General features: G+C 35.5%; 22 protein-coding genes. 8 read left to right on the top strand and 14 right to left on the bottom strand.

What is annotated here, in order from left to right; genetic code table 11:
* Nucleotides 1–58: 58 nt before the first annotated feature.
* Nucleotides 59–682, top strand: coding sequence for a NifU family protein (locus ABIZ51_05690; GenBank protein ID MEO7088267.1), 624 nt, complete (start codon nucleotides 59–61; stop codon nucleotides 680–682).
* Nucleotides 683–756: 74 nt separating this feature from the next.
* Here ABIZ51_05690 and ABIZ51_05685 read toward each other — a convergent pair whose 3' ends face one another.
* From ABIZ51_05685 to ABIZ51_05635, 11 genes are all read right to left on the bottom strand, one after another.
* Nucleotides 757–1,185: a TM2 domain-containing protein gene (locus ABIZ51_05685; protein MEO7088266.1), complete on the bottom strand. Its 429-nt coding sequence runs from the start codon at nucleotides 1,183–1,185 to the stop codon at nucleotides 757–759.
* Between the two features lies 1 nt (nucleotide 1,186).
* The gene (locus ABIZ51_05680; protein ID MEO7088265.1) at nucleotides 1,187–2,131 is read right to left on the bottom strand and encodes a DUF5777 family beta-barrel protein; all 945 of its coding nucleotides are present in this window, start codon (nucleotides 2,129–2,131) and stop codon (nucleotides 1,187–1,189) included.
* Between the two features lie 12 nt (nucleotides 2,132–2,143).
* Nucleotides 2,144–2,695, bottom strand: a complete 552-nt coding sequence (locus ABIZ51_05675; GenBank protein ID MEO7088264.1) for a YceI family protein — start codon at nucleotides 2,693–2,695, stop codon at nucleotides 2,144–2,146.
* A gap of 123 nt (nucleotides 2,696–2,818) precedes the next feature.
* A complete protein-coding gene (locus ABIZ51_05670; protein MEO7088263.1) occupies nucleotides 2,819–3,271 on the bottom strand; it encodes a hypothetical protein in 453 nt (150 codons plus the stop codon).
* 24 nt (nucleotides 3,272–3,295) lie between these two features.
* A complete protein-coding gene (locus ABIZ51_05665) occupies nucleotides 3,296–4,267 on the bottom strand; it encodes a polyprenyl synthetase family protein (GenBank protein MEO7088262.1) in 972 nt (323 codons plus the stop codon).
* Nucleotides 4,268–4,300: 33 nt separating this feature from the next.
* Nucleotides 4,301–5,515 carry a transglycosylase SLT domain-containing protein gene (locus tag ABIZ51_05660; protein MEO7088261.1) on the bottom strand — a complete coding sequence of 405 codons (1,215 nt, stop codon included), beginning with the start codon at nucleotides 5,513–5,515 and terminating at the stop codon, nucleotides 4,301–4,303.
* Nucleotides 5,499–6,596 carry an MraY family glycosyltransferase gene (locus ABIZ51_05655; GenBank protein ID MEO7088260.1) on the bottom strand — a complete coding sequence of 366 codons (1,098 nt, stop codon included), beginning with the start codon at nucleotides 6,594–6,596 and terminating at the stop codon, nucleotides 5,499–5,501. Before ABIZ51_05655 ends, ABIZ51_05660 begins: the two co-directional genes overlap by 17 nt.
* Before the next feature lie 10 nt (nucleotides 6,597–6,606).
* Entirely contained in the window at nucleotides 6,607–7,149 is a 543-nt protein-coding gene (rfbC, locus tag ABIZ51_05650; GenBank protein MEO7088259.1) for a dTDP-4-dehydrorhamnose 3,5-epimerase, read from the bottom strand.
* Nucleotides 7,150–7,158: 9 nt separating this feature from the next.
* Nucleotides 7,159–9,597 carry a polysaccharide biosynthesis tyrosine autokinase gene (locus tag ABIZ51_05645; protein MEO7088258.1) on the bottom strand — a complete coding sequence of 813 codons (2,439 nt, stop codon included), beginning with the start codon at nucleotides 9,595–9,597 and terminating at the stop codon, nucleotides 7,159–7,161.
* An 18-nt stretch (nucleotides 9,598–9,615) separates the two neighbouring features.
* Entirely contained in the window at nucleotides 9,616–10,380 is a 765-nt protein-coding gene (locus tag ABIZ51_05640) for a polysaccharide biosynthesis/export family protein (protein ID MEO7088257.1), read from the bottom strand.
* A 67-nt stretch (nucleotides 10,381–10,447) separates the two neighbouring features.
* Nucleotides 10,448–11,659, bottom strand: a complete 1,212-nt coding sequence (locus tag ABIZ51_05635) for a glycosyltransferase (GenBank protein ID MEO7088256.1) — start codon at nucleotides 11,657–11,659, stop codon at nucleotides 10,448–10,450.
* A 108-nt stretch (nucleotides 11,660–11,767) separates the two neighbouring features.
* On the opposite strand from ABIZ51_05635, the gene fahA reads away from it, so the two are divergent.
* Both fahA and ABIZ51_05625 read left to right on the top strand, forming a co-directional pair.
* Nucleotides 11,768–13,036, top strand: a complete 1,269-nt coding sequence (gene fahA, locus ABIZ51_05630; GenBank protein MEO7088255.1) for a fumarylacetoacetase — start codon at nucleotides 11,768–11,770, stop codon at nucleotides 13,034–13,036.
* A 36-nt stretch (nucleotides 13,037–13,072) separates the two neighbouring features.
* Nucleotides 13,073–14,308: an MFS transporter gene (locus ABIZ51_05625; protein ID MEO7088254.1), complete on the top strand. Its 1,236-nt coding sequence runs from the start codon at nucleotides 13,073–13,075 to the stop codon at nucleotides 14,306–14,308.
* 66 nt (nucleotides 14,309–14,374) lie between these two features.
* On the opposite strand, the gene ABIZ51_05620 is transcribed toward ABIZ51_05625, so the two are convergent.
* The 3 genes from ABIZ51_05620 to ABIZ51_05610 all read right to left on the bottom strand — a co-directional run bounded on the left by ABIZ51_05620 (nucleotide 14,375) and on the right by ABIZ51_05610 (nucleotide 16,319).
* Nucleotides 14,375–14,584: a hypothetical protein gene (locus ABIZ51_05620; protein ID MEO7088253.1), complete on the bottom strand. Its 210-nt coding sequence runs from the start codon at nucleotides 14,582–14,584 to the stop codon at nucleotides 14,375–14,377.
* Between the two features lie 125 nt (nucleotides 14,585–14,709).
* Nucleotides 14,710–14,913: a hypothetical protein gene (locus tag ABIZ51_05615; GenBank protein ID MEO7088252.1), complete on the bottom strand. Its 204-nt coding sequence runs from the start codon at nucleotides 14,911–14,913 to the stop codon at nucleotides 14,710–14,712.
* 86 nt (nucleotides 14,914–14,999) lie between these two features.
* Nucleotides 15,000–16,319, bottom strand: a complete 1,320-nt coding sequence (locus ABIZ51_05610; protein ID MEO7088251.1) for a HAMP domain-containing sensor histidine kinase — start codon at nucleotides 16,317–16,319, stop codon at nucleotides 15,000–15,002.
* 242 nt (nucleotides 16,320–16,561) lie between these two features.
* On the opposite strand from ABIZ51_05610, the gene ABIZ51_05605 reads away from it, so the two are divergent.
* From ABIZ51_05605 to ABIZ51_05585, 5 genes are all read left to right on the top strand, one after another.
* Nucleotides 16,562–17,080, top strand: a complete 519-nt coding sequence (locus tag ABIZ51_05605) for a YfiR family protein (GenBank protein ID MEO7088250.1) — start codon at nucleotides 16,562–16,564, stop codon at nucleotides 17,078–17,080.
* Nucleotides 17,077–17,991, top strand: coding sequence for a hypothetical protein (locus tag ABIZ51_05600; GenBank protein MEO7088249.1), 915 nt, complete (start codon nucleotides 17,077–17,079; stop codon nucleotides 17,989–17,991). The genes ABIZ51_05605 and ABIZ51_05600 overlap by 4 nt, the downstream gene beginning before the upstream one ends.
* 13 nt (nucleotides 17,992–18,004) lie before the next feature.
* A complete protein-coding gene (locus tag ABIZ51_05595) occupies nucleotides 18,005–19,795 on the top strand; it encodes a SpoIIE family protein phosphatase (protein MEO7088248.1) in 1,791 nt (596 codons plus the stop codon).
* 59 nt (nucleotides 19,796–19,854) lie between these two features.
* Entirely contained in the window at nucleotides 19,855–21,870 is a 2,016-nt protein-coding gene (locus tag ABIZ51_05590) for a tetratricopeptide repeat protein (protein MEO7088247.1), read from the top strand.
* A 342-nt stretch (nucleotides 21,871–22,212) separates the two neighbouring features.
* Nucleotides 22,213–25,021 (top strand): SprB repeat-containing protein (locus ABIZ51_05585; GenBank protein MEO7088246.1); only part of this gene is annotated, 2,809 nt, incomplete at its 3' end.

Here is a 25,021-nt window from a genome sequence, read left to right as displayed (position 1 = left end):
GTACTGATTTATTTCTGCAAAAATACTTATTCCTCCTAATAATAGATAAAAAATAAACATGGAAAATATACTTAAAAAACCGATTGTATTGTACGCCGAAAGCACGCCAAATCCTTCTGCGATGAAATTTGTAGCAAATATTTTGTTAATAGCAGAAGGCGCAACGGCTCAATATCAAACTAAAATGGAAACGAAAGGCGCGCCGCTTGCCGCGAAATTGTTTGAATTTCCGTTCGTGAAAAATATTTTTTTCAACGCCAATTATATTACGATAACAAAAACAGATGCAGTAACGTGGGACGATATTATCTTGGAATTACGCGAATTTATCAGAGCATACATTGCAGACGGAAAAGCGATTATCAACGAACTTCCGAAACAAGAAATGCCGGCAGATTCGTCTTTCAAAAAGACTACTTCTGTTTACACGGAACACGTTGTTCCGCAAAACGAAACGGAAGCAAAAATCATCGAAATATTGGATCAATATATTCGTCCGGCAGTAGAAGGCGACGGCGGATTAATTACGTTTAAATCCTTTAAAGACGGCGTTGTAGAAGTAGTTTTAAAAGGTTCGTGTAGCGGATGTCCATCGTCCACATTAACGCTAAAAGCAGGCATAGAAGCTCTTTTGAAAAAAATGGTTCCGAGCGTCAAAGAAGTGGTGGCAGAAGCGGCTTGAAAAATTATTTTTTTGAATGAATTTTTTGCCTTCTAAAAAATATTTTTTTGGAAGCGAAAAATCAGAATAAAAATTTAGAGCGATTTCTTTTTCCTGTTTCTCCACATAAATAATTTTGGATTATTGGTGTAACGCGTCAAATCGTTATCAATTAAAATCACCATAAAATCTATAAACGGCAAGGTTCCGAAGCCGCCTCCAAACGTAGCGATATACAACAATGGCATGCCGCTGGTTGTTCCTAAATACCAACGATGCAAACCCAACATCCCGAAAGGAATGGGAAATGCGAGCACTGCCGCAATCCATTTTCGTTTTTTTGAATGTTGAATAGTGTCGTTGTGGAGAATAGTGTCTGAAAAAATAATTTTTGAAGTGCTTATTTCGAGGCTTGAAAAATTATTTTTCGGAAGTGATTTTATTTTCCCAAACAAATTCCCCGAACAAAACAAGAGTCCGAAAAAGGCTCCCAAAAAAATAATTTTTTGAACGCTCGTTTTCAATTTACAAATTAAACACGCGTGAAATACTAAATCCGAATTTATATCCGCCATTTAGCCAGGAATCAGTGGTATTGGGAATAAATGCGCTTTCAATAATTCCAGATGCATTAGCGAAATATAAATGAAAAACGTGTCCGCCGGTTTCTATTTCGATGCCCACGGAAAGTGGATTGTAATAACTTAAGGTCGGATTATTTTCTCTGTATTTTGAAATGATGTAATAATAATCGGCAATAATTCCGAAATGTTTGGTAAGCATGTAACGCCCACCGCCACCGATAGCGTAAACATCGTTTTCGTTGGTGGCACCATTATTTGTATTGACATTTGCCAATACGTAATTTAAATGTACGTAAGTTGGTACGATTTCCAAAGAAAGTCTATCACCAAATTTTCGTGCCAACATCATTTCCGAAACATAGGTAAATCGGTCGGGCCAATTTTGTACAACATCATTGGAAGCACCTGCGTAAAAAGTAGTACTGCGCTGCGGACAATAGGTATCTCGGAAACAAAAAGCAAGTGAAAAAGGAATATGATTGTTAATAGTTTGATCCAATAAACGGTATTTGATATTCCCGTCAATGCCTTCAAATTGGCGGCTTCTACCTATACCAATACTCAGTTTATCGGTTAAACCGAAATCAAAAGCGAAACGAATATCTTCTGCATTGTCCAATCCATAAAGTGTGTGAAATCCTCCACCACTGGCAGCTCCAGCGTTTCCGAAACGATGATCAATTCGGAAATCCATCGTGCCTTTTTTAACTGTTGCTACCGTTGGCAAATCAATTAGGCTGCTTGTTTTAAACAGACTTTCTACTTTTTCATTTTTCGGCTGATTCTTAGTAGTATCAACTAAAGCAAGTAAATCATCTTGAGCTTTCGCGTGTATCGAAAAAAAAGAAAGGCTCGTAAAAGCGAGTACGTAAAAACTATTTTTCATAAGGTGTATTTTTTATTTTTTAAAGGAATCGAGTGTTGCATTTAAGTTCACATCAATATCCGCAGCGATGGCTTCAACGCCCACATAACTGGGCACTTTAATTTTATAATCCGCTAAATGAATTTTAAATTTTGTCGCCAACGTAACTTCTCCACTTTTTATGGTAAGCAATCCGGAAATTGTAATTGTTTTCTGAACGCCGTGCATATCAAGCGTTCCGGTAGTGGTGGTAGTATAAGTACCGTCTTGGGTATAATCAATTTTTTCATTTATTTTTCCCTTGAAAACAGCACTCGGAAATTTATCACTTTCCATGTAATCTTCATTAAAATGCTCTTGCATCAAAGGTTTCGGAAAAATAAAATCTTTGATGGAAATTTTCATCTGAATATCATTGGTTGCTGTACTCAACACCATAATGGTTAATTTATTGCTGGCTTGTACATTGGCGACAGAACCTACTGAGAAAAAACTTATTTCAGATTTTTTGGCTACATAAATTTGTGCATCCAAGTTGGAATATCCAAGACAAATTGCCAGCAAAAAGAAACTGATTTTTTTCATACGGTTGTTTTTAACAGGTTACAAAATTATTTTTTTTAACACTTCATTTACTATGCCAAAAATTTATTTTTTTCGCGTGAAACAAAAAGACATACGATTTTTCTTTAAAAACGGTTTTTTAGATTAATTGGAATAGTTTTTCTCTTGCGTTATTTTCCCAGTTTCATCGTAATAAATCCAATGTCCTGATTGTTTCCCTTTAGTGAAAAATCCAGTGTATTCCGTTTTTCCATTTTCATACCAAACCGTCGTTTTTCCATCGGCTAAATCATCGGTATAAAAATTTTCGCTCCAAGGTTTCCCACTTTTATACCACGAATCCCATTGTCCTTCTTTTTTACCATTCAAATAATCTCCTTTTTTTAAAATCACTCCATTGTCGTAACGATCAGTTACAATTCCATTTTTTAAAGTGGTATCTATTTTTATGGGACGAGGAGGAGCTACTTCAGTAGAATCTATTGTAGCAGTTTTTGATTGTGTTGCTGAATGGCAAGCAGGGAAAAACAAAAGTGTTCCAAAAAAAATCGCGCTCAATGCGATGACAGAAATTGTTTTTAAAAAATTATTTTTCATAGGTAAGAAAATTATTTTTTTGATTTATTTTTTACGCTCAATCGTATAATACACTAATTGTTCCAATGATTCCCTTGCTTCACTTTTTTCGAAATGATGAAGTATTTCCAATGCTTTATTTTTGTATTCATTCATTTTTTGTGTTGCGTATTCAATCCCTCCGTTTTTCACGACAAATTTAATAACTTCTGCCACTTTCTGAGGATTTGTATTGTGATTTTTTACGAGTAAAATTATTTTTCTTTTCTCGTTCCACGAAGCTTTGCTCAGCGAATAAATCAAAGGTAAGGTCATTTTTTTTTCTTTGATATCTATCCCTGTTGGTTTTCCGATGTTTTCCGAACCATAATCAAACAAGTCGTCTTTCAGTTGAAAAGCAATTCCGACCAGCTCACCAAAGGCTTTCATTTTTTCTATGAGAAGTGTATCATTTGTTGTCGAAGCTGCTCCACAAGCGCAACACGATGCAATTAAAGAAGCTGTTTTTTTACGAATAATTTCGAAATAAACCATTTCTTCGATGTCTAATTTTCGCGCTTTCTCTATTTGGAGCAATTCGCCCTCGCTCATTTCGCGCACGGCATCCGACACAATTTTGAGCAAGTGAAAATCATTGTTCTCTACGGATAAAAGCAATCCTCGCGAAAGCAAATAATCGCCCACTAATACTGCAATTTTATTTTTCCAAAGCGCATTGATTGAAAAAAAACCACGTCTTTTGTCAGAATCATCCACCACATCATCGTGCACCAAGGTAGCAGTGTGTAATAATTCTATCAATGCAGCAGCTCTATATGTACTGTCGTTAATAGTTCCGCAAAGTTTTGCAGATAAAAAAACAAACATCGGACGAATTTGCTTCCCTTTTCTTTTTACAATATAATGCGTGATGGTATTGAGTAGCGGAACTGTACTTTTCATAGACGAAGCGAAGCGCGGCTCAAACTCCTGCATCTCTTTCTGAATGGGTATTTTTATGGTTTCTATGGAAAGCATATTTTTTTGAAGTGCTTTTTTCGTTTTGAAAAATTATTTTTTCAAAACGTTTTTGTCAGGAAATAAAACAAGCTCTTGACCCGTTTTTAAAATAGTATCATCCAAATTATTCCACACTTTTATCAAAGTTTCCGTAACGCTATATTTTTGTGATACAGAAAAAAGACTTTCATTTGGTTTTACGGAATAAATAATTCCTTTTGGCGAACAGACCACGGGAGAATTATTTTTTTTATCGACATACAATAAGCTGTCTTCCTTTGTTAGCGGAAGAGAACCATCATAGTCCGGAAGATCATTTAAAGCAATTCCTTTTTTAGGAAATTCGAAAGTATATGTTTTTTTGTCGGGATTATCCAAAGAATTTTGGCGCAACCAAGGATTAAAATATTTCAGAATTTTATAATTCACATTTTGTTGTTGCGCAAATAAAACTAAATTTCCGATGGACGAATCCACTTGAAGTGAATACGTAGGAATGCTCGGATACAAATCACTTTTACGCAAAATAAAACCATACAATTTAGGATGAGAAATAATTTCCTTGATGGCAAGTACGCGAAAAACATAGCGCGCCGTTTCATTGTTTAGTAACAAATCGTAATAACTGCATACTTGTTGTTTGCTCAATTGTTTTTCCACACCAGCAATTCCTTCGTTGTAAGAAGCGGCAACGAGCGTCCAGTTTTTCAAGGCATTGTAAGCATCTTTAAAATATTTACAAGCAACTACCGTGGATTTTTGTACGTTGTAGCGTTCGTCCACATTCTCGTCCACTTCCAAACCATAGGATTTTGCGGTACTTGGCAACAATTGCCAAAAACCTACTGCGCCAGCAGCAGAAGATTCATTCGACAAACGGCTTTCGGTGAGGGAAAGGTATTTAAAATCGTCCGGAATTCCGTAGCTTTTTAAAATGGGTTCAATAATCGGAAACCATCTGTTTGCTCGCTTGTGCATCAACAATGTTTGCGATTGCCAATAGGTATTTATCATTAATTCTTTGTCCACACTTTCGCGAACTGTAAAATCATTTTCAGGTACTTTTTCTCCGGCAAAATTGAGGTCTTTGGGTAAATTAAGTGCAAATATTTGGTATTTCGAATTAAATGTTTCTTGATAATCTCCATCACTAATGTAAAAACTACATAATTTAAAAATCAATAACAGCAAGAAAAACCCGCCAATAGCGAACATTGGTTTTTGGATTCTGGAAATTATTTTTTTCAATCTATCGCGTAGCTCCATCGTGTTTTAATTTTTTATTTCTTCGTATCGTTAGTGAAAGAAAAAAAGAAAATAAAATTAAGAAATAAAGACCGAAAATAGCCATATACATATATCCCCAATCTACAATTATTTTTACGATTAACAAAGTAAAAAAGGCGGATAATAACGAAATTCCGGCAAATGTATACGCTACTTGTCGATCACTAAATCCGAGATAAGATAAATGGTGTGTGGTGTGATCTTTGCCGCCGATAAAAGGAGATTTGCCTTTTGATAAGCGATTGATAACTACAACGGTTGTATCAATAATCGGAACAATAAATGCCATCAATACGGCAAAAAAATCTCTTGAAAAAATAATTTTTTCACTGCCTGTTTTGAAGTTCCAAAAATAAATAATTCCGATTGCACCCAAGAAAACACCCATAAATTGGCTTCCTGTATCGCCCATATATATTTTGGAAGGATTCCAATTGTAAAATAAAAAGCCTATCAATGCCGCCATTACACCAATAAGTATGATGAGGAACATATTGGTGACATCGTCGTTAAAAACGGTAACAAGTACGGCAGTAAAAAGAATAAAAATAGAAACGGTGGTGGTGATAGCATCCATATTATCTAGCATATTAATGGAATTCATAACGGCTACAATCCAAAAAATAGTAAATAGATAATTGAGATTATTTTCCTCGAAAGCGTGAATAAAAGTTCCTGTTGCAATCAATATAATGCCACAAAGAACTTGCGCTAAAAATTTTAATAGTGGTTTTGTATTGTAAGCATCGTCGGCTAATCCCACTAAAAATCCAACAGTGCAAGCGAGCATAATGCCGAGTAATTGTTTGTTTAACAAGATTTCGCTTTGCTCGAAAAAAATAGAATAAGAAGCTACGGAAAATAAAAAAATCATGTAAAAAGAAATTCCTCCGAAGGATGGTTTGGTAAGACTTCCCCAACGTATAACTGGTTCGTTATCTGGGCGAATACCAAGTGTTTTTGAAAATTTCACAAACAAGCCGTTTACCAATAATGAAAAAATCGTAGCACATATAAAAAATATGCCATAGATAAGTACAATGTATTGACGAGAGGACATTAATGTTTGTTTAAAATAGGCTTACAAAATTTTTAAGAGGCTGTGCGTTTTTATCTTTTTCAGACAAAAGAGGCTCGGTAATTTTCCAATCAATTTTCAAATCAGAATCGTCCCAAAGAATGCTGTCTTCGGCATTTTTATTGTAAACGTTGGTACATTTATAGGAAAAAATAGTATCGTCTTCTAAGGTCAAAAATCCGTGTGCAAATCCAGTAGGAATCCAAAACATTGTTTTGTTTTTTTCACTCAATTCGATGCCGAAAGAATGTCCGTATGTTTTCGAGTTTTTACGAATATCTACCGCAATATCCCAAACGGCACCTTTAATAACGCGTACCAATTTACCCTGTGCATAAGGTGGATTTTGAAAATGCAATCCGCGCAAAACATTTTTTTGAGAAAGCGATTGATTGTCTTGCAAAAATTCGGTATCCACACCGTGTTTCAAAAAAATAGATTTGTTGTACGATTCAAAGAAATAACCTCTCTCGTCTTCAAATACTTTGGGTTGGATAATCCATAAATCCGCAATAGGGGTGCTCTTAAATTCCATCTCGAAAAATTATTTTTTTGAAAAGAATGATTTCTTCTTTTTGTGTTCTTCATCGTAATAACCGTATCCAGAACCATATCCATAACCATATCCGTAGCCATAATTGTAGCCGTATGATTTTCGTTTAACGTCCACACCATTTAGTATAATCGAAATCTTTTTAATATTATTTTCATTAAAAAGCCGATCGACATTTTGAATAAAACTGCGTTTAGAATACTCTGCACGCAAAATATAAATCGGATAATCTGCTTTTTGAATCATCGCAATTCCGTCTGTAACAAGTCCTACAGGAGGATTGTCGATAATAATCATATCGTATTTTGTTTTTAATTCCGCAAGAATTACATCCATTTTAGGGCTGATAATTAACTCTGAAGGATTTGGCGGAATGGGTCCTGCTGTAATAAAATCAAGGTTTTGAAGATTGCTTTTTTGGATACAATCTTCCAAACTATCTTTACCAATTAAAGCGGTGCTCATTCCTTTTGTATTTTCTGCGTTAAAGCCCAAATGTATTTTTGGTTTGCGCATATCTAAATCCAGAATAATTACTTTTTTCCCTGAGAAGGCGATAATCCCTGCTAAATTAATAGCAACAAATGTTTTTCCTTCTCCAGAAATGGTAGAGGTAACGGCAATAATTTTTGAAGCAGGGTCGTTGGAAATAAATTGCAAATTGGTTCGTATGGATCGGAATGCCTCTGCTACAATGGATTTCGGGCTTTTATCAATGAGTAATTGTGATACGGGAATTTCATTTTGATATTTAGGTACAATTCCCAAAATACTTACAGAAGCACTGGTATGCTTGGTAATTTCATGCAAAGAATTAATTTCGTTGTAAAAAACATAGCGTAATAAAATAAGTAACAAACTACTCAATAGCGCCAACAGCAAGCCTACGGTGATCGCTATATTTTTATCAGGAGAAATAGGTTTTCGGCTAATTTCTGGTTTCTCGAGTATAACATTCTGCGAAACATAGCCTGCTTTGGAGATGGAATATTCTGTTTTTCGCTCCAGCAGCAAGGTGTAATATTTTTCGTTGATGGCATAAAGTCTTTCTAAACGGCTGTATTCGACATCGTTTGCTGGCACTTGAAAATTTTTATTTTCAAACTCAGCAGCTTTACCAATCAGGTTTTGCTTTTTGTCTTCCTCTTGTTTGTATATGGAAGAGATGGCAGCCAATAATATTTTTTGTTGCGCCTCAATTTCGTAATTAACGGATTTTATTTCTTCGTTATCGGGAGTAACATTGTACAGCATTTTTTCTTTTTGCACCAATAAATCGTGTAATTCTTTCATCTGATCGGTAATAGAAATGGCATAATCCGAGCCAGCAAGCATCGTTAATAAATCAGAGGCATCTATATTTTTTTGAGCCTTAATATTTACTTCTATTTGTTTCAATAAATTTTCTTCCAATTCTACAGTCGTAATTCGATCTTCTAAACTATTAAGACGCGCAACGTTTGCAGTAGCAAGTTCCGGGTTGGGATCAATGTTGTTTTCTTTTTTAAAACTTTCGATGGAATCTTCCGAATTTTTTAGTTTTTCATATACATTATCCAATTGTTCATCTATAAAAGTCAATACGCTTTTCGCACTTTGGCTCTTTTTCTCCACATCAAATTGCATGAACTCGGCAGCTACTGTTCTCACAATATCTGCCGCTTTTGTAGGATTGTTATCTCTAAATGAAATCAAAACAGATTTCGCATCGTCGTTCAATATCTTAACTGTTAAACGATTGTAATATTGATTGACGAGGTTATCGGAATCATTTAGAATAAAATAGAAAGCATCTTGTTTCAGCCCGTTTTGTTCTTGGGTGATATTTTTATAATTGTTGAGAGTAATTTTAAGATCAACATCTGGCAAGTGGAGCAATTGATTCACTTGGAAAGAATAGTTGTAAACTTGCTTATTTAATTGGAATTGAAGCGTCCCTTTTTCAGAATTGTAAAAATGAATATTTATTTTTCGTCCAATTATTTCCGATGATTTGATATCCGCTTTTACCTCAAACGGAGAACTCGTATATAATTCATTATTCTTAAAAGTACCTTCTGTAAAATAACTTGTCTGCAAAGGCAATTGAAAGAGCACTTCCTTTAAAAATACTTTTGAACGCATCAATTCGATGGCTTCTGGTAAATCATCGTTTGTTTTATCAGATAAATTTTGCATATCCAATACTTTGTTAGCTGTATTGTCTGCTCTTATTTGCAAAATAGTACTTGATTCGTACACCCAAGGGGAGTAGCGCACATAGATATAAGAAGAACCAATTCCAAGAATAAAAAAAGCAAGAATCCAAGGCACGCACTTACGTGCGATAAAAAGAAACAAACCAATTTCAAATTCACTGCCGAAATTGGTTAAACGCTCTCTGTAAAGATCAAAATTTTCTTTTGTCGAATTAATATCGTCTTGATACATTTTGGCTTTATAGAATCATTACTTAAGGCTCTTTATTAGAGCGTAGGTAACAAACAGTGTTGATATCAAAGTCAAGTAAGGTGTGAGTTCAGTCAGTAATTTCAATGTTGTGTTACGTCTTGGTTCCACATAAATTAAATCATTGGCTTGTAATATCATTTCTCCTTGCTTTAATCCATCAATTTTAGACAAGTCAATTAAATATACTTTATAGTCATCGGCATTTCCGCGAATCAATTTTACTTTCCAAGCTTTGCCGTTTTCAGAAATTCCACCAGCAAGCGCAAGTGCTTCCAAAAGTGTTGTATTACTGTTTTCTAGCGGAATTACTTTTGCCAATCCCGGATCTCCTGGAAAAACAATAACACGCTCGTTTGTTACTTTTACCAATACAAATGGTTTGACATAAAAAGGAGTGTATTTTTGTTCTAACATTAATTCCGCTTCTCTTATGGTGAGTCCTGATATTTTTACACGACCTATAATCGGCAATTTCACGAATCCATCGTATTCCACTATATAATTTGTTGTTGCTTGATAAGCAGTAGCAGAAGTTCCCGTGGTATTTAGTGATGCTAAATCAACGAGTTTAAAACCGTCGTTGGTGTACATTCTGAAATCAACAATGTCATTGGGAGAAATTTTGTATTCCTTCGGACTCAAAGAATCTGTTAACTTGGCATATTGATAATCCTTTGGTGTCTTCAACATGATACTCGGATTTAGCATAGAACATCCCGTCATGGAAATCACTACAAATAAGTAGAATAAAATTTTACGCATAAGGCTTAAATGTATATTTATCTATAAAAAAACAAAATTATAAAATATATCGGGATGACAAGCAGTTTCAAATGGCTCTTTTCGCTTGTTTTTGCGATTGTAGCAAATTTTCGTATACTAATTTAGTATCATTGGCTAAGCGCTGATAGCTAAATTTCTGGTTAACAAAATTCCATCCTTCCTCCGAAAATTTTTTCCGAAGCGCTTCATTTTCAATTAAAATAAGCATGTTTTTAACTAATTCAACTACATTATTGTTTTCGGATAACAAAGCTGTTTTTTGCTCCATCACAATATTTTCAATCCCGCCTACTTTACAGGAAACTATTGGTTTTCCTGCAGCTTGTGCTTCAATTAAACTTACGGGAGTGCCTTCGTTAAAGGACGTAAGCGCAATAATATCGCTGCCTGCCATCGCAACATCAATATTTTTTATCCAGGAAGTGAACGTGAGCAACTTTTTTTCAGTTGATTTTGTAGCGTCCGAAAAATTAATTTTTTGAAGTCGTGCATACGCCTCAATATTCGCGTGCTCTTCACCATCACCAATAATAAATGCTCGAATTTTTTTTTCTGTTTTTTCAGAAACTATTTTCAAAGCATCTAAAAATAAACGATGATTTTTAATCGGAACCAAACGTCCCACAATGGAAATCACAATTTCATCTTCATCAATATTGTATTTCGATCGGAATTCAACTCGTTTTTTTTCTTTATTCTCCTGAAATCGTTGCAAATCAAATCCCAGCGGAATAATTTTTATTTTGTTTACTTCGCAGATTTTATGAATAGTCGCCAATTCGTATTGTTGTTTTTCGCTAATCGCGATGATACACGTGCTTTTTTTTGCGAGATATCGTTCCACACTTTTGTAAAAAAAAGTTTTCAATTTACCGAAATACGAATGAAAAACATGTCCGTGAAAAGTATGTACAATTACAGGAACATTACAATTGTATGCAGCTAATCTGCCCAAAGCGCCAGCTTTTGACGCATGTGTGTGTACGATATCTGGTTTAAATTCTTCAATTATTTTTTTTATTTTTTGATAGGCTGCTCGATCGTTTTTCCAGTTGATTTCGCGTTTCATTTCTGGAATAATAATGGGTTTTAAACCCAATTGATCCAAAATAAATTCGGAGCTGTCTTCGGTTTCGTCTTTTTCTCCACCTACTAATAAGGTTTCAAATTCGGGCGCTAAATATTTACTCAGATAGGCAACGTTGTAGGTGGGGCCACCCAAATTGAAACGGTTGATAATCCTTAAAACTCGAGGCATGAAAAAATATTTTTTTGAAAAGAAAAATGAAAACAAAAGTAAAAATAAAATTCCGAACAACCTTTTGCAATCCATTTCAAATCGTATTTTTGCGAAAAAGAAACGACCATGATAAAAGCAAATAATCCACTATTAAAATCGTGGATAGAAGTTAAAAAAAACAGCGATTTTCCGATACAAAATTTACCATTTGGTATTTTTAAAACAGCATCACTTTCGCCAAGAGTTGGCGTTGCCATTGGAAATTTTGTGATGGACATTGCAATGCTTCAGCAAATGGGCTTCTTGAAAAATAATTTTTCAAACACTGTTTTTGAAACTGATTTTTTGAATGATTTTATCGCACTTGGCAAACAAAAAACACGCGAATTACGTAATCGCATTTCTGAATTGCTTACGTTGGAAAACGCTGAATTACGTGATAATCCAGAAGCTCGAAAAAAAAATTTTCACGAGCAAAAAAACGTACAGCTTTTAATGCCTGTAAAAATAGGCGATTATACTGATTTTTATTCGAGTATAGAACACGCTACCAATGTGGGCTCGATGTTTCGTGATCCAAAAAATGCCTTGCTTCCGAATTGGAAACATTTGCCGGTGGCGTATCACGGAAGAGCCTCTTCCATCACGGTTTCGGGAACAAATTTTCATCGTCCGAAAGGACAAACAAAACCAGCAGATGCAGAAAACCCTGTTTTCGGTGCGACTAAATTATTAGATTTTGAGCTCGAAATGGCTTTTATTATTGGGAAAAATACAAAAATGGGTGAATCCATTTCTACCGAAAATGCAGACGATTTTATTTTCGGAATGGTTTTGTTTAATGATTGGTCGGCGCGCGATATGCAAACGTGGGAATATGTTCCGCTCGGGCCCTTTTTAGCGAAAAATTTTGCGTCCACTATTTCGCCTTGGATAGTAACGTTAGATGCGCTCGAACCTTTCCGAGTTGCTTGTCCTTCGCAAGATCCGGAAGTATTGCCATATCTTCAATTTAAAGGAAATAAAAATATCGACATTCAATTAGAAGTATTGATTCAGCCTGAAAATCAAGAGCCGACGAGTATTTCGCATTCTAATTTTAAATATATGTATTGGAATATGGAGCAACAATTGGCGCATCACACAGTAAATGGTTGCAATGTAAATGTGGGTGATATGATGGCTTCAGGAACTATCAGCGGACCCATTCCAAGTTCGTACGGCTCCATGCTCGAACTCACTTGGCGCGGAACAAAGCCGATTAAAATGATTGATGGATCGGAACGTAAATTTATAAATGATGGAGATTCCGTTATTATGCGAGGTTTTGCCGAAAAAGAAAATGTGCGAATTGGTTTTGGCGAAGTGAAAGCAAAAGTGTTACCTACTTTATAAGGACTTAAAATACTCGTTCGAAAAAATATTTTTTTAATGACTGAAAAATCGCTTAAAAATCCATTCAATTTAATTGTGATTGTGGCTGCATTGGGCTATTTCGTGGATATCTACGATTTGTTGTTGTTCAGTATTATTCGCATTCCGAGTTTAAAAGCTTTAGGTGTTTCGAATGCTGATTTATTAAATGTGGGCGCGAGTTTGATTAGTTGGCAAATGGGCGGAATGCTTATTGGTGGCATTCTTTGGGGAATTTTGGGAGATAAAAAAGGACGGCTTTCAGTACTTTTTGGTTCCATTATATTGTATTCATTTGCCAATATTGCGAATGGTTTTGTTACAACAATTCCGATGTATGCAGCAATGCGTTTTCTGGCTGGGCTTGGACTTGCGGGAGAATTAGGCGCGGGAATTACATTGGTTACGGAAACAATGACGAAAGAAAATCGCGGATACGGCACAACCATTGTTTCTTCGGTAGGAATTATGGGTGCTATTGCCGGATATTTTATCGCAAATTATTTTAATAATTGGCATATTTCTTATTTCGTAGGAGGCGGAATGGGTTTTCTGTTGTTGATTTTACGTGTTGGTGCGTATGAATCAGGATTATTTTCAAACATGAAGGAAAAACACATCACGAAAGGAAATTTTTTCGATTTGTTTTCTTCTCGAAAAAAAATGATAAAGTATTTAAGTGTTGTGTTGGTGGCAGTTCCGGTTTGGTACGTCGTGGGAATTTTAATTACGTTTTGTTCCGAAATCGGGAAAGAATTAAATATGTCTCAAATTCCAGATCCCGGAAAAGGAATTTTATATTGTTATGCAGGAATTGTTTTTGGTGGAACATTCTGCGGATTGATCAGTCAGTATTGGAAAAGCCGCATTAAAGCAATTACTCTTTTTATGATTTTGACGTTGCTTTTTGTGATTTTATATTACGTTTGGGCAAAAACATCATTGTTCGCTTTTTACACCGTTGCGGTTGGTTTGGGCGTTGCTACGGGTTATTGGACAACTTTTATTACATCTGCCGCCGAACAATTTGGGACAAATATCAGAGCTACGGTAACTACAACATCTCCTAATTTTGTGCGTGGTGCAGTGGTTCCAATGACAATGGGTTTTCGTTATTTCAAAACCTTTTTTTCAGATCAAGGCGCCGTTAAATCTTCCATTATTATTGGCGTAATTGTTTTTACAATTGCATTTATTGCGCTCCGAAACATGAAAGAAACTTATCACAAAGATTTGGATTACCTCGAGGAATAAATTTTTCTGCATAAAAAAACCGCAATAAATGCGGTTCTTAGAATAAGATTTCGAAAAAATATTTTTCTACACTTTTTTAGGGATCTTTTTACGTTTGTTGTGCTTATTAGAAGGAACTTTCTTTATTTTTTGTGTTGATTTTTTCGCAGGTGCTTTTTTAGTAGAAGGAGTAACCGCTGCTTTTACAGGCGTTTTAGTTGCATTGGTCTGTAATGTTTTTGCACTAAGGAAGAATACGGAGAGTAAAAAACAGGTTCCGAAAATTATTTTTTTCATAGTAATTCTACGTGTAATTAAATATAATCAAAGCGAAAGTAATGGTAGTAAATGAAGAAAACATGAAGGTTAGCCAATAAAAAAGCCGCCCAATGAGCGGCTTTTTTATATCTAAAAAAACTGAATTATTTTTTGTCAGCTGTTTTTGCTGCTGCTTTTTTCTCAGTTTTAGCTTTTTTCTCAGTTTTAGCTTTTTTATCAGCTTTTTTCTCAGTTGTTTTCTCAGTTTTAGCTTTTTTATCAGCTTTTTTCTCAGTTTTAGCTTCTTGAGCGAAAGTTACTGCAGATACTAACATTAATGATGCGAATAATAAACTTACTTTTTTCATGTTGTTTTTTGTTTTTTGGTTTGTGATTAATAAATTAATTTCGGGTGCAAATGTATAAAAAGAAAAATGAAGATTTGATGAAGAAGTTATTTTTTCTTGAAAACAATCTTAAAAATACTTCCTTCGCCTATTTTAGATGAAACTTCCACTGCAATAGTATGAAAATTTGCAATCGTTTTTACAATCGGAAGTCCTAATCCATAACTTTCGGTTTCTGTTTTATTGAATTTTTTAAACCGATCGAAAATAAATGGAATATTTTCAGGTTCTATTCCAACGCCATTGTCTTGCACTTCAATCGTGTAAAATTCATTGTTTTCTTTTTCCGAAATTTTTATCCATCCCCTCTTTTTATTGTATTTGATCGCATTGTTGATAATATTAAACAATAAAATAAAAAGTAAGGGCTTATTGCAATTCTCAATTGTAAAGTCATTTTCGATGGCAACGCTTAGCTCAATCTTTTTTTCAGTAAGACGTTCTTCAATTTCCATTATAACATCTGCCACCAATGATTTTACAGTTACAGTATGATTTTTTAAATATTGATCATTTTCAATTTTTGAAATCAATAAAAGTGTTTTTATTATTTTATTTAAACGATTCAATGTTTTTTGCGATTCAATAATCTTCAAAGCACTTTCTTCAGATAATTCATGATCTGCCAACATATTTTCGAGCCGACTTTGCAAAATGGAAATAGGCGTTAATAATTCATGAGAAACATTCGCGATAAATTCTTTTTCAATTAAAAAGGCATCGTTTATTTTTTTCATCATATTCGTAATGGTATCATCCAAATACCTGAAATCAGTTGTACTTGTAGGAATAGATGCATAATTGAATGTATCCGGATGTTTGGCTGTAATTAATTTATCTTGAATAATTCGATTAAAAGGACGAAGTAAATATTTACTAAATCCGATGTCCACAACAATGGTAACGGACAATACCAAAATAAGAACATAAAATGCAATTTTTTTCAAGGTCGATTCAAAATCTTCCACGGTAGATAAACTACGACCAATTTCTAACAAAAAGACTTGATTATTATCTGCAAACGTATAATCCAGCACGCGGTAATCCACTACTTCATTGTCAATGCTTCGCAGCGAATTTTCAATTTTAATATTCGGTAAAAATTTAGTGGTCGGAACAATGGAAATGTATTCTTCTTTCAAAATATTATAACTGGCAAAACTACTGTCAGGTTCTTCCTCAATAAAATGTTTCAAGCCAACTTTGTGAATAATTTTCAACACCTGATCCTTCATGTTTTTCAGTCTATAATCAGTATGAATTAATGTTGCCTCGTGGATAAGTGTGGGTACAAATAAAATAAAGGCGGCAATAATTAATACTTTGGAAGCAGCATTGAATAAGGCGAATTTTGAATACAGTTTCAAGTGAGAATTTTTTAAAGAATCGTTCTTTTTATTTTGGGCGATGCGGTTTTAAAAGAGAATCAAAAGTATCCTAAAAAGAACACCTCGCAAAATTAATTTTTCGAACCTGTTTTTTTGACTTCTAAAATTGAACACTAAACAAAAAATATTTTGAATAACTGAAAAAGCTCCTTTCTGAATTATTTTTTTACTTTTGGGCTAAGAATTTTTATTTGGCTCGTTGGTGAGCAGATAAATCGTTTATGAAAAAACTAATCGCATTTCTTTTTTTCATTGCACTTACTGCCGCTCAAGGTGTGCAGCCAGAAATGGCTGTGGCGCATGTTAAAGCTTGCTATATTTATAATTTTAGTCGCTACATCGAATGGCCCGAAAATTACCGACAAGGTGATTTTGTCATCGATGTGTTAGGTGGCTCTCCAACCATTTTGAGTGAATTGGCAAAAATGGCTGCCAGTCAAACTGCCGGAAGTCAGAAATTTCAAATCAACAATATTATATCGGTAGATAAAATTGGGAAATGCAATATATTATACATTCCATCCAATAAAAGCGTGGAAATAAAAAAAGCAGTATTGAAGTTGAAAGTTTCGAGTACACTCATTATTACAGATGATCCTGGTTCTACAAAATTGGGTGCTGCAATTAATTTCGTAGTAAAAGACAATCGACAAAAATTTGAACTAAATAGAAATAACGCACAAAAAAGCAAATTGGTGGTTAGCTCTAATTTAGCCACTTTAGCCATATTAGTAGAATGAGAAAAATGTTCACATATCCTTTTAACAGAAAGAATACACTCGCGGTATTTCTGTTTGTTGCTTTGGCGATGAGCGTTTCTGCGCAAGCAGGAAAAACGCTTTCGGATGTAGTGAATTATTTACAAACCGGAAAAATAGACAGCGCAAAAATCGTGATTGACGGACTCATGAAAGATTCCGCAAATCGGAAAGATGCGCAAGCCAATTACGTAAATGGTTTCGTATACAAGGAAATTTATAAAGAAAAAGAAATTGGAAATAAACAGTCGCCTGCGCGCGTGATAGCACTGCAATCGTTTGAAACATCGTTACGCATAGACACGAGCAAAGAAAACAGAGATAATAATTCATCGAACATTCATTTTTTAGCATCTAAATTTTTTAACGATGCCGCTACTTCCTTAGATACAATTCATTATCAAACGGCGATAGCGGATTACCTCCAATATAAAACAGCGAGTCGTTTTATTGATCCTAATTTTAATTCGAGCAAAGAAGATGTGAATTTTGATTTGGCTTTGGCATCTGTTTATTCGCAAAAATATGTGTCGAATAAAAAAGGAAATACTTCCTATTTGGATCTCGTTCGAAAAAATTATTTTTCGGTGTTGGCAATTGATTCCAATAACTACAGCGCCAATTATAACATGGGAATTTCATATTTCAACGAAGCAGTAGATATGATGTCGAGTATGGATTTTAATGTGGACATGGTAGCGATGGATCAAATGCAAGATAAATCGGTCGCGCTTTTCAAACAATCTTTGCCGTTTATGGAAAAAGCCTATCAGTTAAAACCTGACAGAAAAGAAACCATTGAAGGACTTTCTGGAATTTATTTTAGTTTGCACGATGTGAGGAAATCCAATGAATTCAAAGAAAAGCTCGAAAAATTAAACAAAACAAATTAATTTTTTTGACGCGATGAAAATAAAATTTTCGATAGGAAAAAAAATAGGAACTGGCTTCGGCGTGCTTATTTTCTTAACCCTTTTAGCTTTTATTCTTACGCAATTTACACTCAATGATAGTCGTAGGAAAACAGATGAAGTAACAGATATTTATACGCCATCGGTAAGTAAATTAGAAGAATTGAATTTACTGATAGTACGCTCGAAAATGCTGATTACAAATTGGGTTTTTATCCAAAGTACTGACGATACGCCAGATAAAAAGAGACTCCGAACACTTGTCAATGAAGAGTATCCCGATTTGAAAATGCAGATTCAACAATACGAAGCAAAATGGAATAATGTAGAGGAAAAAAATGACATTGAATCTATTTTCAGTTTGATAGATAAGTTGTTTTCTACCGATAAAGATATTATGAAGCAACTTAATTCTTTTTCGAGTTACGAAGATCCTTCTATTTTATTTTTGATTCGTCCGCAAGTAGAAAATGGAGAAGTGGATCAGCAAACAAAATTAATTTTAGATAATCTCTCCAAATTAATTACAGAACAACGCAGCAACGCCACGATGGTTACCAATCAAATGCTGGATTCATTTAGTTTCTTACAATTTGTAGTACGCGGACTCGGAATAGCACTTTTATTGGGCGGAATTTTAATTGCATTTTTTACCATTCGAACCATTGTTCGCCCAGTTACCCAGCTGAAAAAAATGTTGCTTTCCATGGGAATTGGTGTTTTACCGAAGGAGCGTATCAAAGATAGAAACGACGAAATCGGAGAAATGTCTACCGCTTTAAATGGGTTGATTGAAGGTTTAAAAAGCACGACGGAATTTGCGAATGAAGTAGGAACGGGAAATTTCGAATCGTATTACAAACCTTTGAGCGAAGAAGATACACTCGGACAAGCACTTTTAAAAATGCGTGTTGAATTGAGAGAAAACGAACGTGTTTTGGAAGCAAAAGTAGTAGAGCGTACAGAAGAAGTAGTACGTCAAAAAGAAGAAATTGAACTACAAAGTCAAAAATTAGAAATCCTTTACAAACATGTAACGGACAGTATTCGCTATGCAAAACGCATACAAGAATCTATTTTGCCTCCAGATAAAATAATGGCTGAAATGTTGCCGAATTCGTTTGTGCTTTATAAACCAAAAGACATTGTAAGCGGTGATTTTTATTGGATGCAACAAAAAGGAGATTGGGTTTTATTTTCTGCGGTAGATTGCACTGGACACGGAGTTCCCGGAGCATTTATGTCGATTGTAGCGTACAATATTTTAAAACACGCAGTAAATAGTACGGATGAAGTTGAGCCTGGAAAAATCTTAGATAAGTTAAGCGAAGGTGTTCGTGAAACTTTGCATCAAGGTATAGAAGGTGATAGCGCAAAAGACGGAATGGACTTGGCTTTGTGCGCCATCAATTATAAAAAAATGGAATTGCAATATGCCGGAGCTTACAATCCCTTGTATATTATTCGAAACAATGAATTGATACAAACAAAAGCCGATAAATTTCCGATTGGTTATTATGCAAGCGATGTGGAAAAACATTATACCAACCACACGATAAAATTAGAAAAAGGAGATTGTATTTATATTTTTTCAGACGGTTATGCCGATCAATTTGGTGGCGTAAACGGAAAAAAATTTATGGTGAATAATTTCCGACAATTGATTTTTAATATTCATCAGCATCCCATTCAAGAACAAAAACATTTGCTCAATAAAACCATTGAAGAGTGGCGCGGAAATCATGAACAAGTGGATGATATCATGGTGATTGGCATAAAAGTGTAAATTTTATTTCAAGAAAAAAAAGCACTTCAAAAAAATAATTTTTCAAACCGAAAAATACATTGAACAAAAATTTAATCCTGAAAAAATATTTTTTCGTTTTCCTATTTTTTATATTCCTTACTCAACAAACATTCACACAAAATAAAATTGTTGATTCACTTCAAGCAGTTTTAAAAAAGGAAAATGCAGATACGAATAAAGTAAATACTTTAAATCTTCTCGCTAGACGATTCTATTTAGCGGCGGAATATGATACTGCGCTGGATTATGTTCACGAGGAAAAGATTCTTGCTGAAAAAATTAACTATCAAAGGGGACTTGCAGAGAGTTACGAAAACATAGGGAATATTTATTGGTTAGAAGGCAATTATCCAGAAGCATTAAAAAATTACTTTGCTGCGCTGGGAAGGGCTAAAACCATCGGGAATAAAAATAGAATCGAAAATTGTTATATCGGCATCGGAAATATTTATTCTCTTCAAAATAACTATTCGAAAGCATTAGAAAATTATTTTAATGCCTTGGAAATATCAAAAACCATCCAAGATAAACATGGAATCGGGTCTTGCTATAGTAGCATTGGATCTATTTATTATTACGAAGGAAATATTTCTAACGCATTAAAAAATTATTTTGCTGCTCTCAAAATAGACGAAGTAATCGGATATAAAAGAGGAGTTGCAACTTGCCATTTGAATATCGGAAATAGTTATTTCTTCCAACATAATTTTCCCGAAGCATTGAAGAATTACTTAACGGCACTGGAAATATCCACAACTATTGGAGATAAATTCGGGATGACAAATTGCTGTGTTTGTATTGGCGATTTGAATACTCAATCAAAAAAATACACCGAAGCAAAAAAATATATAGAGAAAGCATTTTTAATCTCAACAGAAATACGGAACAATGAGTTTATTAAGAACAGTTACAATAGTTTAACTATTTTAGACAGTGCAACAGCCAATTGGAAAGAGGCATATAAAAATCATAAATTATTTATTGCTTATCGCGATAGTTTAATAAACGAAGCCAACACAAAAAAAATAATTCAATCACAAATGCAATTTGATTTCGACATTAAAACAACAGCTGATAGTATCAAAAATACAGCACAAATTATGCAGCAAGAATTAAAACACACGCAACAAATTAAACAACAAAAAACATATACGTATGGCGGTATTATTGGTTTTGTATTGATGTTAATTGTAGCTGGGATTTCGCTGCGAGCCTATACGAACAAACGAAAAGCAAATACCTTACTCGAAGAAAAAAACAGTGTAATCGAAAAACAAAAAATAGTTGTAGAAGAAAAAAACAAAGAAATAACGAGTAGCATTAATTATGCTTTGCGAATACAAACTGCCATTCTTCCGCCACAGCGAATTGTGAAAAATTATTTGCGCGATTCTTTTATTGTTTACAAACCAAAAGATATTGTTGCAGGCGATTTTTATTGGATGGAAAATGTGGACAAAAAAATTCTTTTCGCAGCCTGCGATTGCACCGGACACGGAGTTCCTGGAGCGATGGTAAGTGTAGTTTGTCACAATGCTTTAAACAGAGCAGTGCGCGAATTTGGTTTGACAAAACCCGCTGCTATTTTAGATAAAACGGCACAGCTTATTATCGAAAATTTTTCGAAAAGTGAAGATGAAATAAAAGACGGAATGGATATTTCACTTTGTGTTTTGGAACAAACAGAAAATGGTGCAAAATTGCAATGGTCGGGAGCTAATAGTCCGCTGTGGATTTTGAAAAACGGAGAATTGCAAGAAACAAAAGCAGATAAACAATCGGTGGGAAATAGTGAAACACACAAGCCGTTTACCAATCACGAATTTAATTTAGAGAAAGGCGATACCATTTATGTTTTCAGTGATGGATTTGCGGATCAATTCGGTGGACAAGGCGAAAAAAAATTAACCAGAAAACGCTTCAAAGAATTAATACTTTCCATTCAAAATAAAAATTTGGAAGACAAAGGAAATGAATTAAATAAATTCATTTCCAATTACCGCAAAGAGATTGAACAGACCGACGATATTTTGGTAATGGGCGTGAGAGTGTAAATTTATTTCAGTGAAAAAAATGCTTCAAAAAAATAATTTTTCAGATGTCCTTTTTGCATCTTGTTTAAAACGTATCTTTTTTGTTCATAAAAACACCTAACCTTTTTTGAAAAAAAACGTACAAACACTTGTTTATAGGTTTTTTTATACTTTATTTAGCTTTTGATTTTTAACCCATTACAGATGAAACAGCGCTACTTCATTTTCTTCTTCCTATTGTTTTGCCTTTTTATCTTTCCAAAAGCAACTGATGCTCAAAATAAAAGTGTCACTAAAACAGTAAATTCAAATGATAAATCCCTTTTGGGAACTTGCGCCTATTGTAATTATGGTCAGCAGAAGATGATTTCACATCCTCCAACTCCCTTAGATGGGAACAATGCTCTTGGAAACATTTACGATAATACTGCTTGCGGATTAAATTATGTTTATGGAAGTGTGAAAATCACACAAAGGTATGCAACTCCTGCTGGCTCTGGAAATCCTGCCACCATTGCAATTAGTGGAATTCCTGCTGGTTGTACGGTAATTGACAAAGCTTATTTGTGGTATATTGCTTCGTACACAGAAGGGGCTGCACCAGCTTCTACGATCAAATTTACCAATCCTGCTCCTGCTACCGCTACTTATGCATCCACAATCATTGGTACAGGACCCAGTAAATGCTGGGGAGAAACTGGTACTGCTACTTATCGTGCGGATGTTACTGCTGCAATTAGCGGAAATGGTAATTATGGCATTAATATAACTGGCTTTGCAAATGCGAGTTCGGAGATTGACGGTGCTGCATTAATAATTATTTATAAAAATACAGCCGCTCCATATCAAGGAACAATGGTAATTGCTGATGGATGTCTAGTAAATTCAGGTGGACCGGACAATGCCTATACGCTTGGAGGCTTCACAGCTTGTGCTGCCTCTGCCACAGCTTCAGCCTTCGTTGTTACATCAGATATGCAAGATAATGTGAATGGAGGAACTCATACTTCTACTCTAAACGGGAATACAGCAACTTACGGAAATAATTTTTTTAATTTTGATAACGCTGCAACAACGGTTACTTCGGGGCAAACTACCTCTCCTTTTTCTACCGCAGATCCAGGCGATTGCTATGCTTGGGCTTTAGTGGGGTTATATTACCAAACAACTTGTGTAGTTTGTACTACTCCTACTCTGACGCTAACAATGTCGTCCACTCCTGCATCTTGTGGAAATTCAAATGGAACTGCCACTGTATCTGCTGCGGGTGGTACCGCTCCCTATACTTATTCGTGGTCTCCTGGAGGGCAAACAACAGCTACTGCAACTGGATTAAGTGCAGGCAGCTATACTGTTACGGTAAAAGATGCCAGTGGGTGTAACACGGCTACAAGTACTGTTATTGTAGCAAGTAGCGGAGGTATTACGGCTACTGCTACATTTACACCTATATCTTGTAACGGAGGTAATAACGGTACAGCAACGGCAACTCCTGCTGGAGGAACAGGTCCTTATACGTATTCTTGGAATTCATCTGGGCAAACTACACAAACAGCTACTGGTTTATCAGCAGCAAGCTATACTGTTACAGTAAAAGATGCAAATGGGTGCACGGCAAGTGTTGCTGTTACGCCCACTCAACCCACTGTACTTTCTGCAACAACAACAAATACTGCTGTTTCATGCAGTGGAGGCAGCAATGGTACGGCAAAAGTGACTGCAGCTGGCGGTACTGGTCTTTACACGTATTCTTGGAATCCGTCTGGGCAAACAACGCAAACCGCTACTGGATTAGCTACTACAAGTTATACTGTTACTGTAAAGGATGCAAATGGTTGTACGACCACTACTACTGTTAATATTACTCAACCAGCAGCAATCACCTTAACTACTACAACAACGACAGCTCATTGTGGGCAAGCGGATGGTGGTGCAAGTGTGAGTGCTACAGGAGGAACAGGAGTTTATACATATTCGTGGTCGAATGGGGTTACTATAGCCAGCAATGCCAATATAGTATCTGGAACATACACAGTCACAGTAACAGATGGCAATGGTTGCACGCAAACAGCAACCGCGCTTGTTCCAAATTCAGGAGGCATTACCTCTGCTGCACTAACTTCAACGAATTCAACTTGCGGTAATACTAATGGAACAGCGACAGTAACGGGAGTAACAGGCGGGGCGCCGGCTTATACGTATTCTTGGGCTGGAGGACAAACTACCTCAACAATAACAGGGCAGCCGGCTGGTACCTATAGCGTAACGATAACAGATGCTAATGGATGTAAATATCCTACGACGGTGGTTATCAACAATACACCTGGCGTAAATGCGACGATGGGAACAGCAACAAATACTTCCTGTTTTGCAGGTAATAATGGCAGCGCCACAGTAACTGCATCCAGCGGAACAAATCCATATACCTACTCATGGACAGGAGGACAATCCACCGCAACAGCAACAGGGTTAGCAGCAGGAAACTATACAGTAACTGTAACAGATGCTAGCGGATGTACAGCAACAGTAACCACAGTTATCACTCAGCCTACTAAATTAGATACGACAACAAACTATGTAAACGAATTGTGTAACGGAGGCAATAATGGGGCTGCAACTATCAATGTAACAGGTGGTACAGGAGCGTACACTTATATATGGACACCAAACGTAAGTAGTACAGGAACTGCCACAGCATTGGCAGCAGGAACTTATGCAGTAACGGTGAATGATGCCAATGGATGTAGCATTAGTAAAACATTTACAATTAATCAACCAACGACAATTGTATTAACCACTACAACAACCACCGCGCATTGTGGACAAGCAGACGGCGATGCAAGTGCAAGTGCCACAGGAGGGATTGGCGCTTATAATTATTCTTGGTCGAATGGAATAACGACAGCCAACAATGCAAACATTATCAATGCAACCTATACGGTAACAGTAACTGATGCAAACGGCTGTACACAAACAGCAACTGCGATTGTTCCAAATTCAGGAGGTCCGTCATCAACAATCACAACAGTAACAAATGTAAGTTGCTTTGGGATGAGCAATGGTAGCATCACGGTGAATGCAGCAGGCGGAACAGGAGCCTATACCTATTTGTGGACACCGACAGGACAAACAACAGCAACGGCTACTGGTTTAGCTCCAGGTACTTATTCGG

The organism is Bacteroidia bacterium, from assembly GCA_039924845.1.
Classification (GTDB): domain Bacteria; phylum Bacteroidota; class Bacteroidia; order DATLTG01; family DATLTG01; genus DATLTG01.
This window is presented reverse-complemented; position numbering and strand designations above follow the sequence as displayed.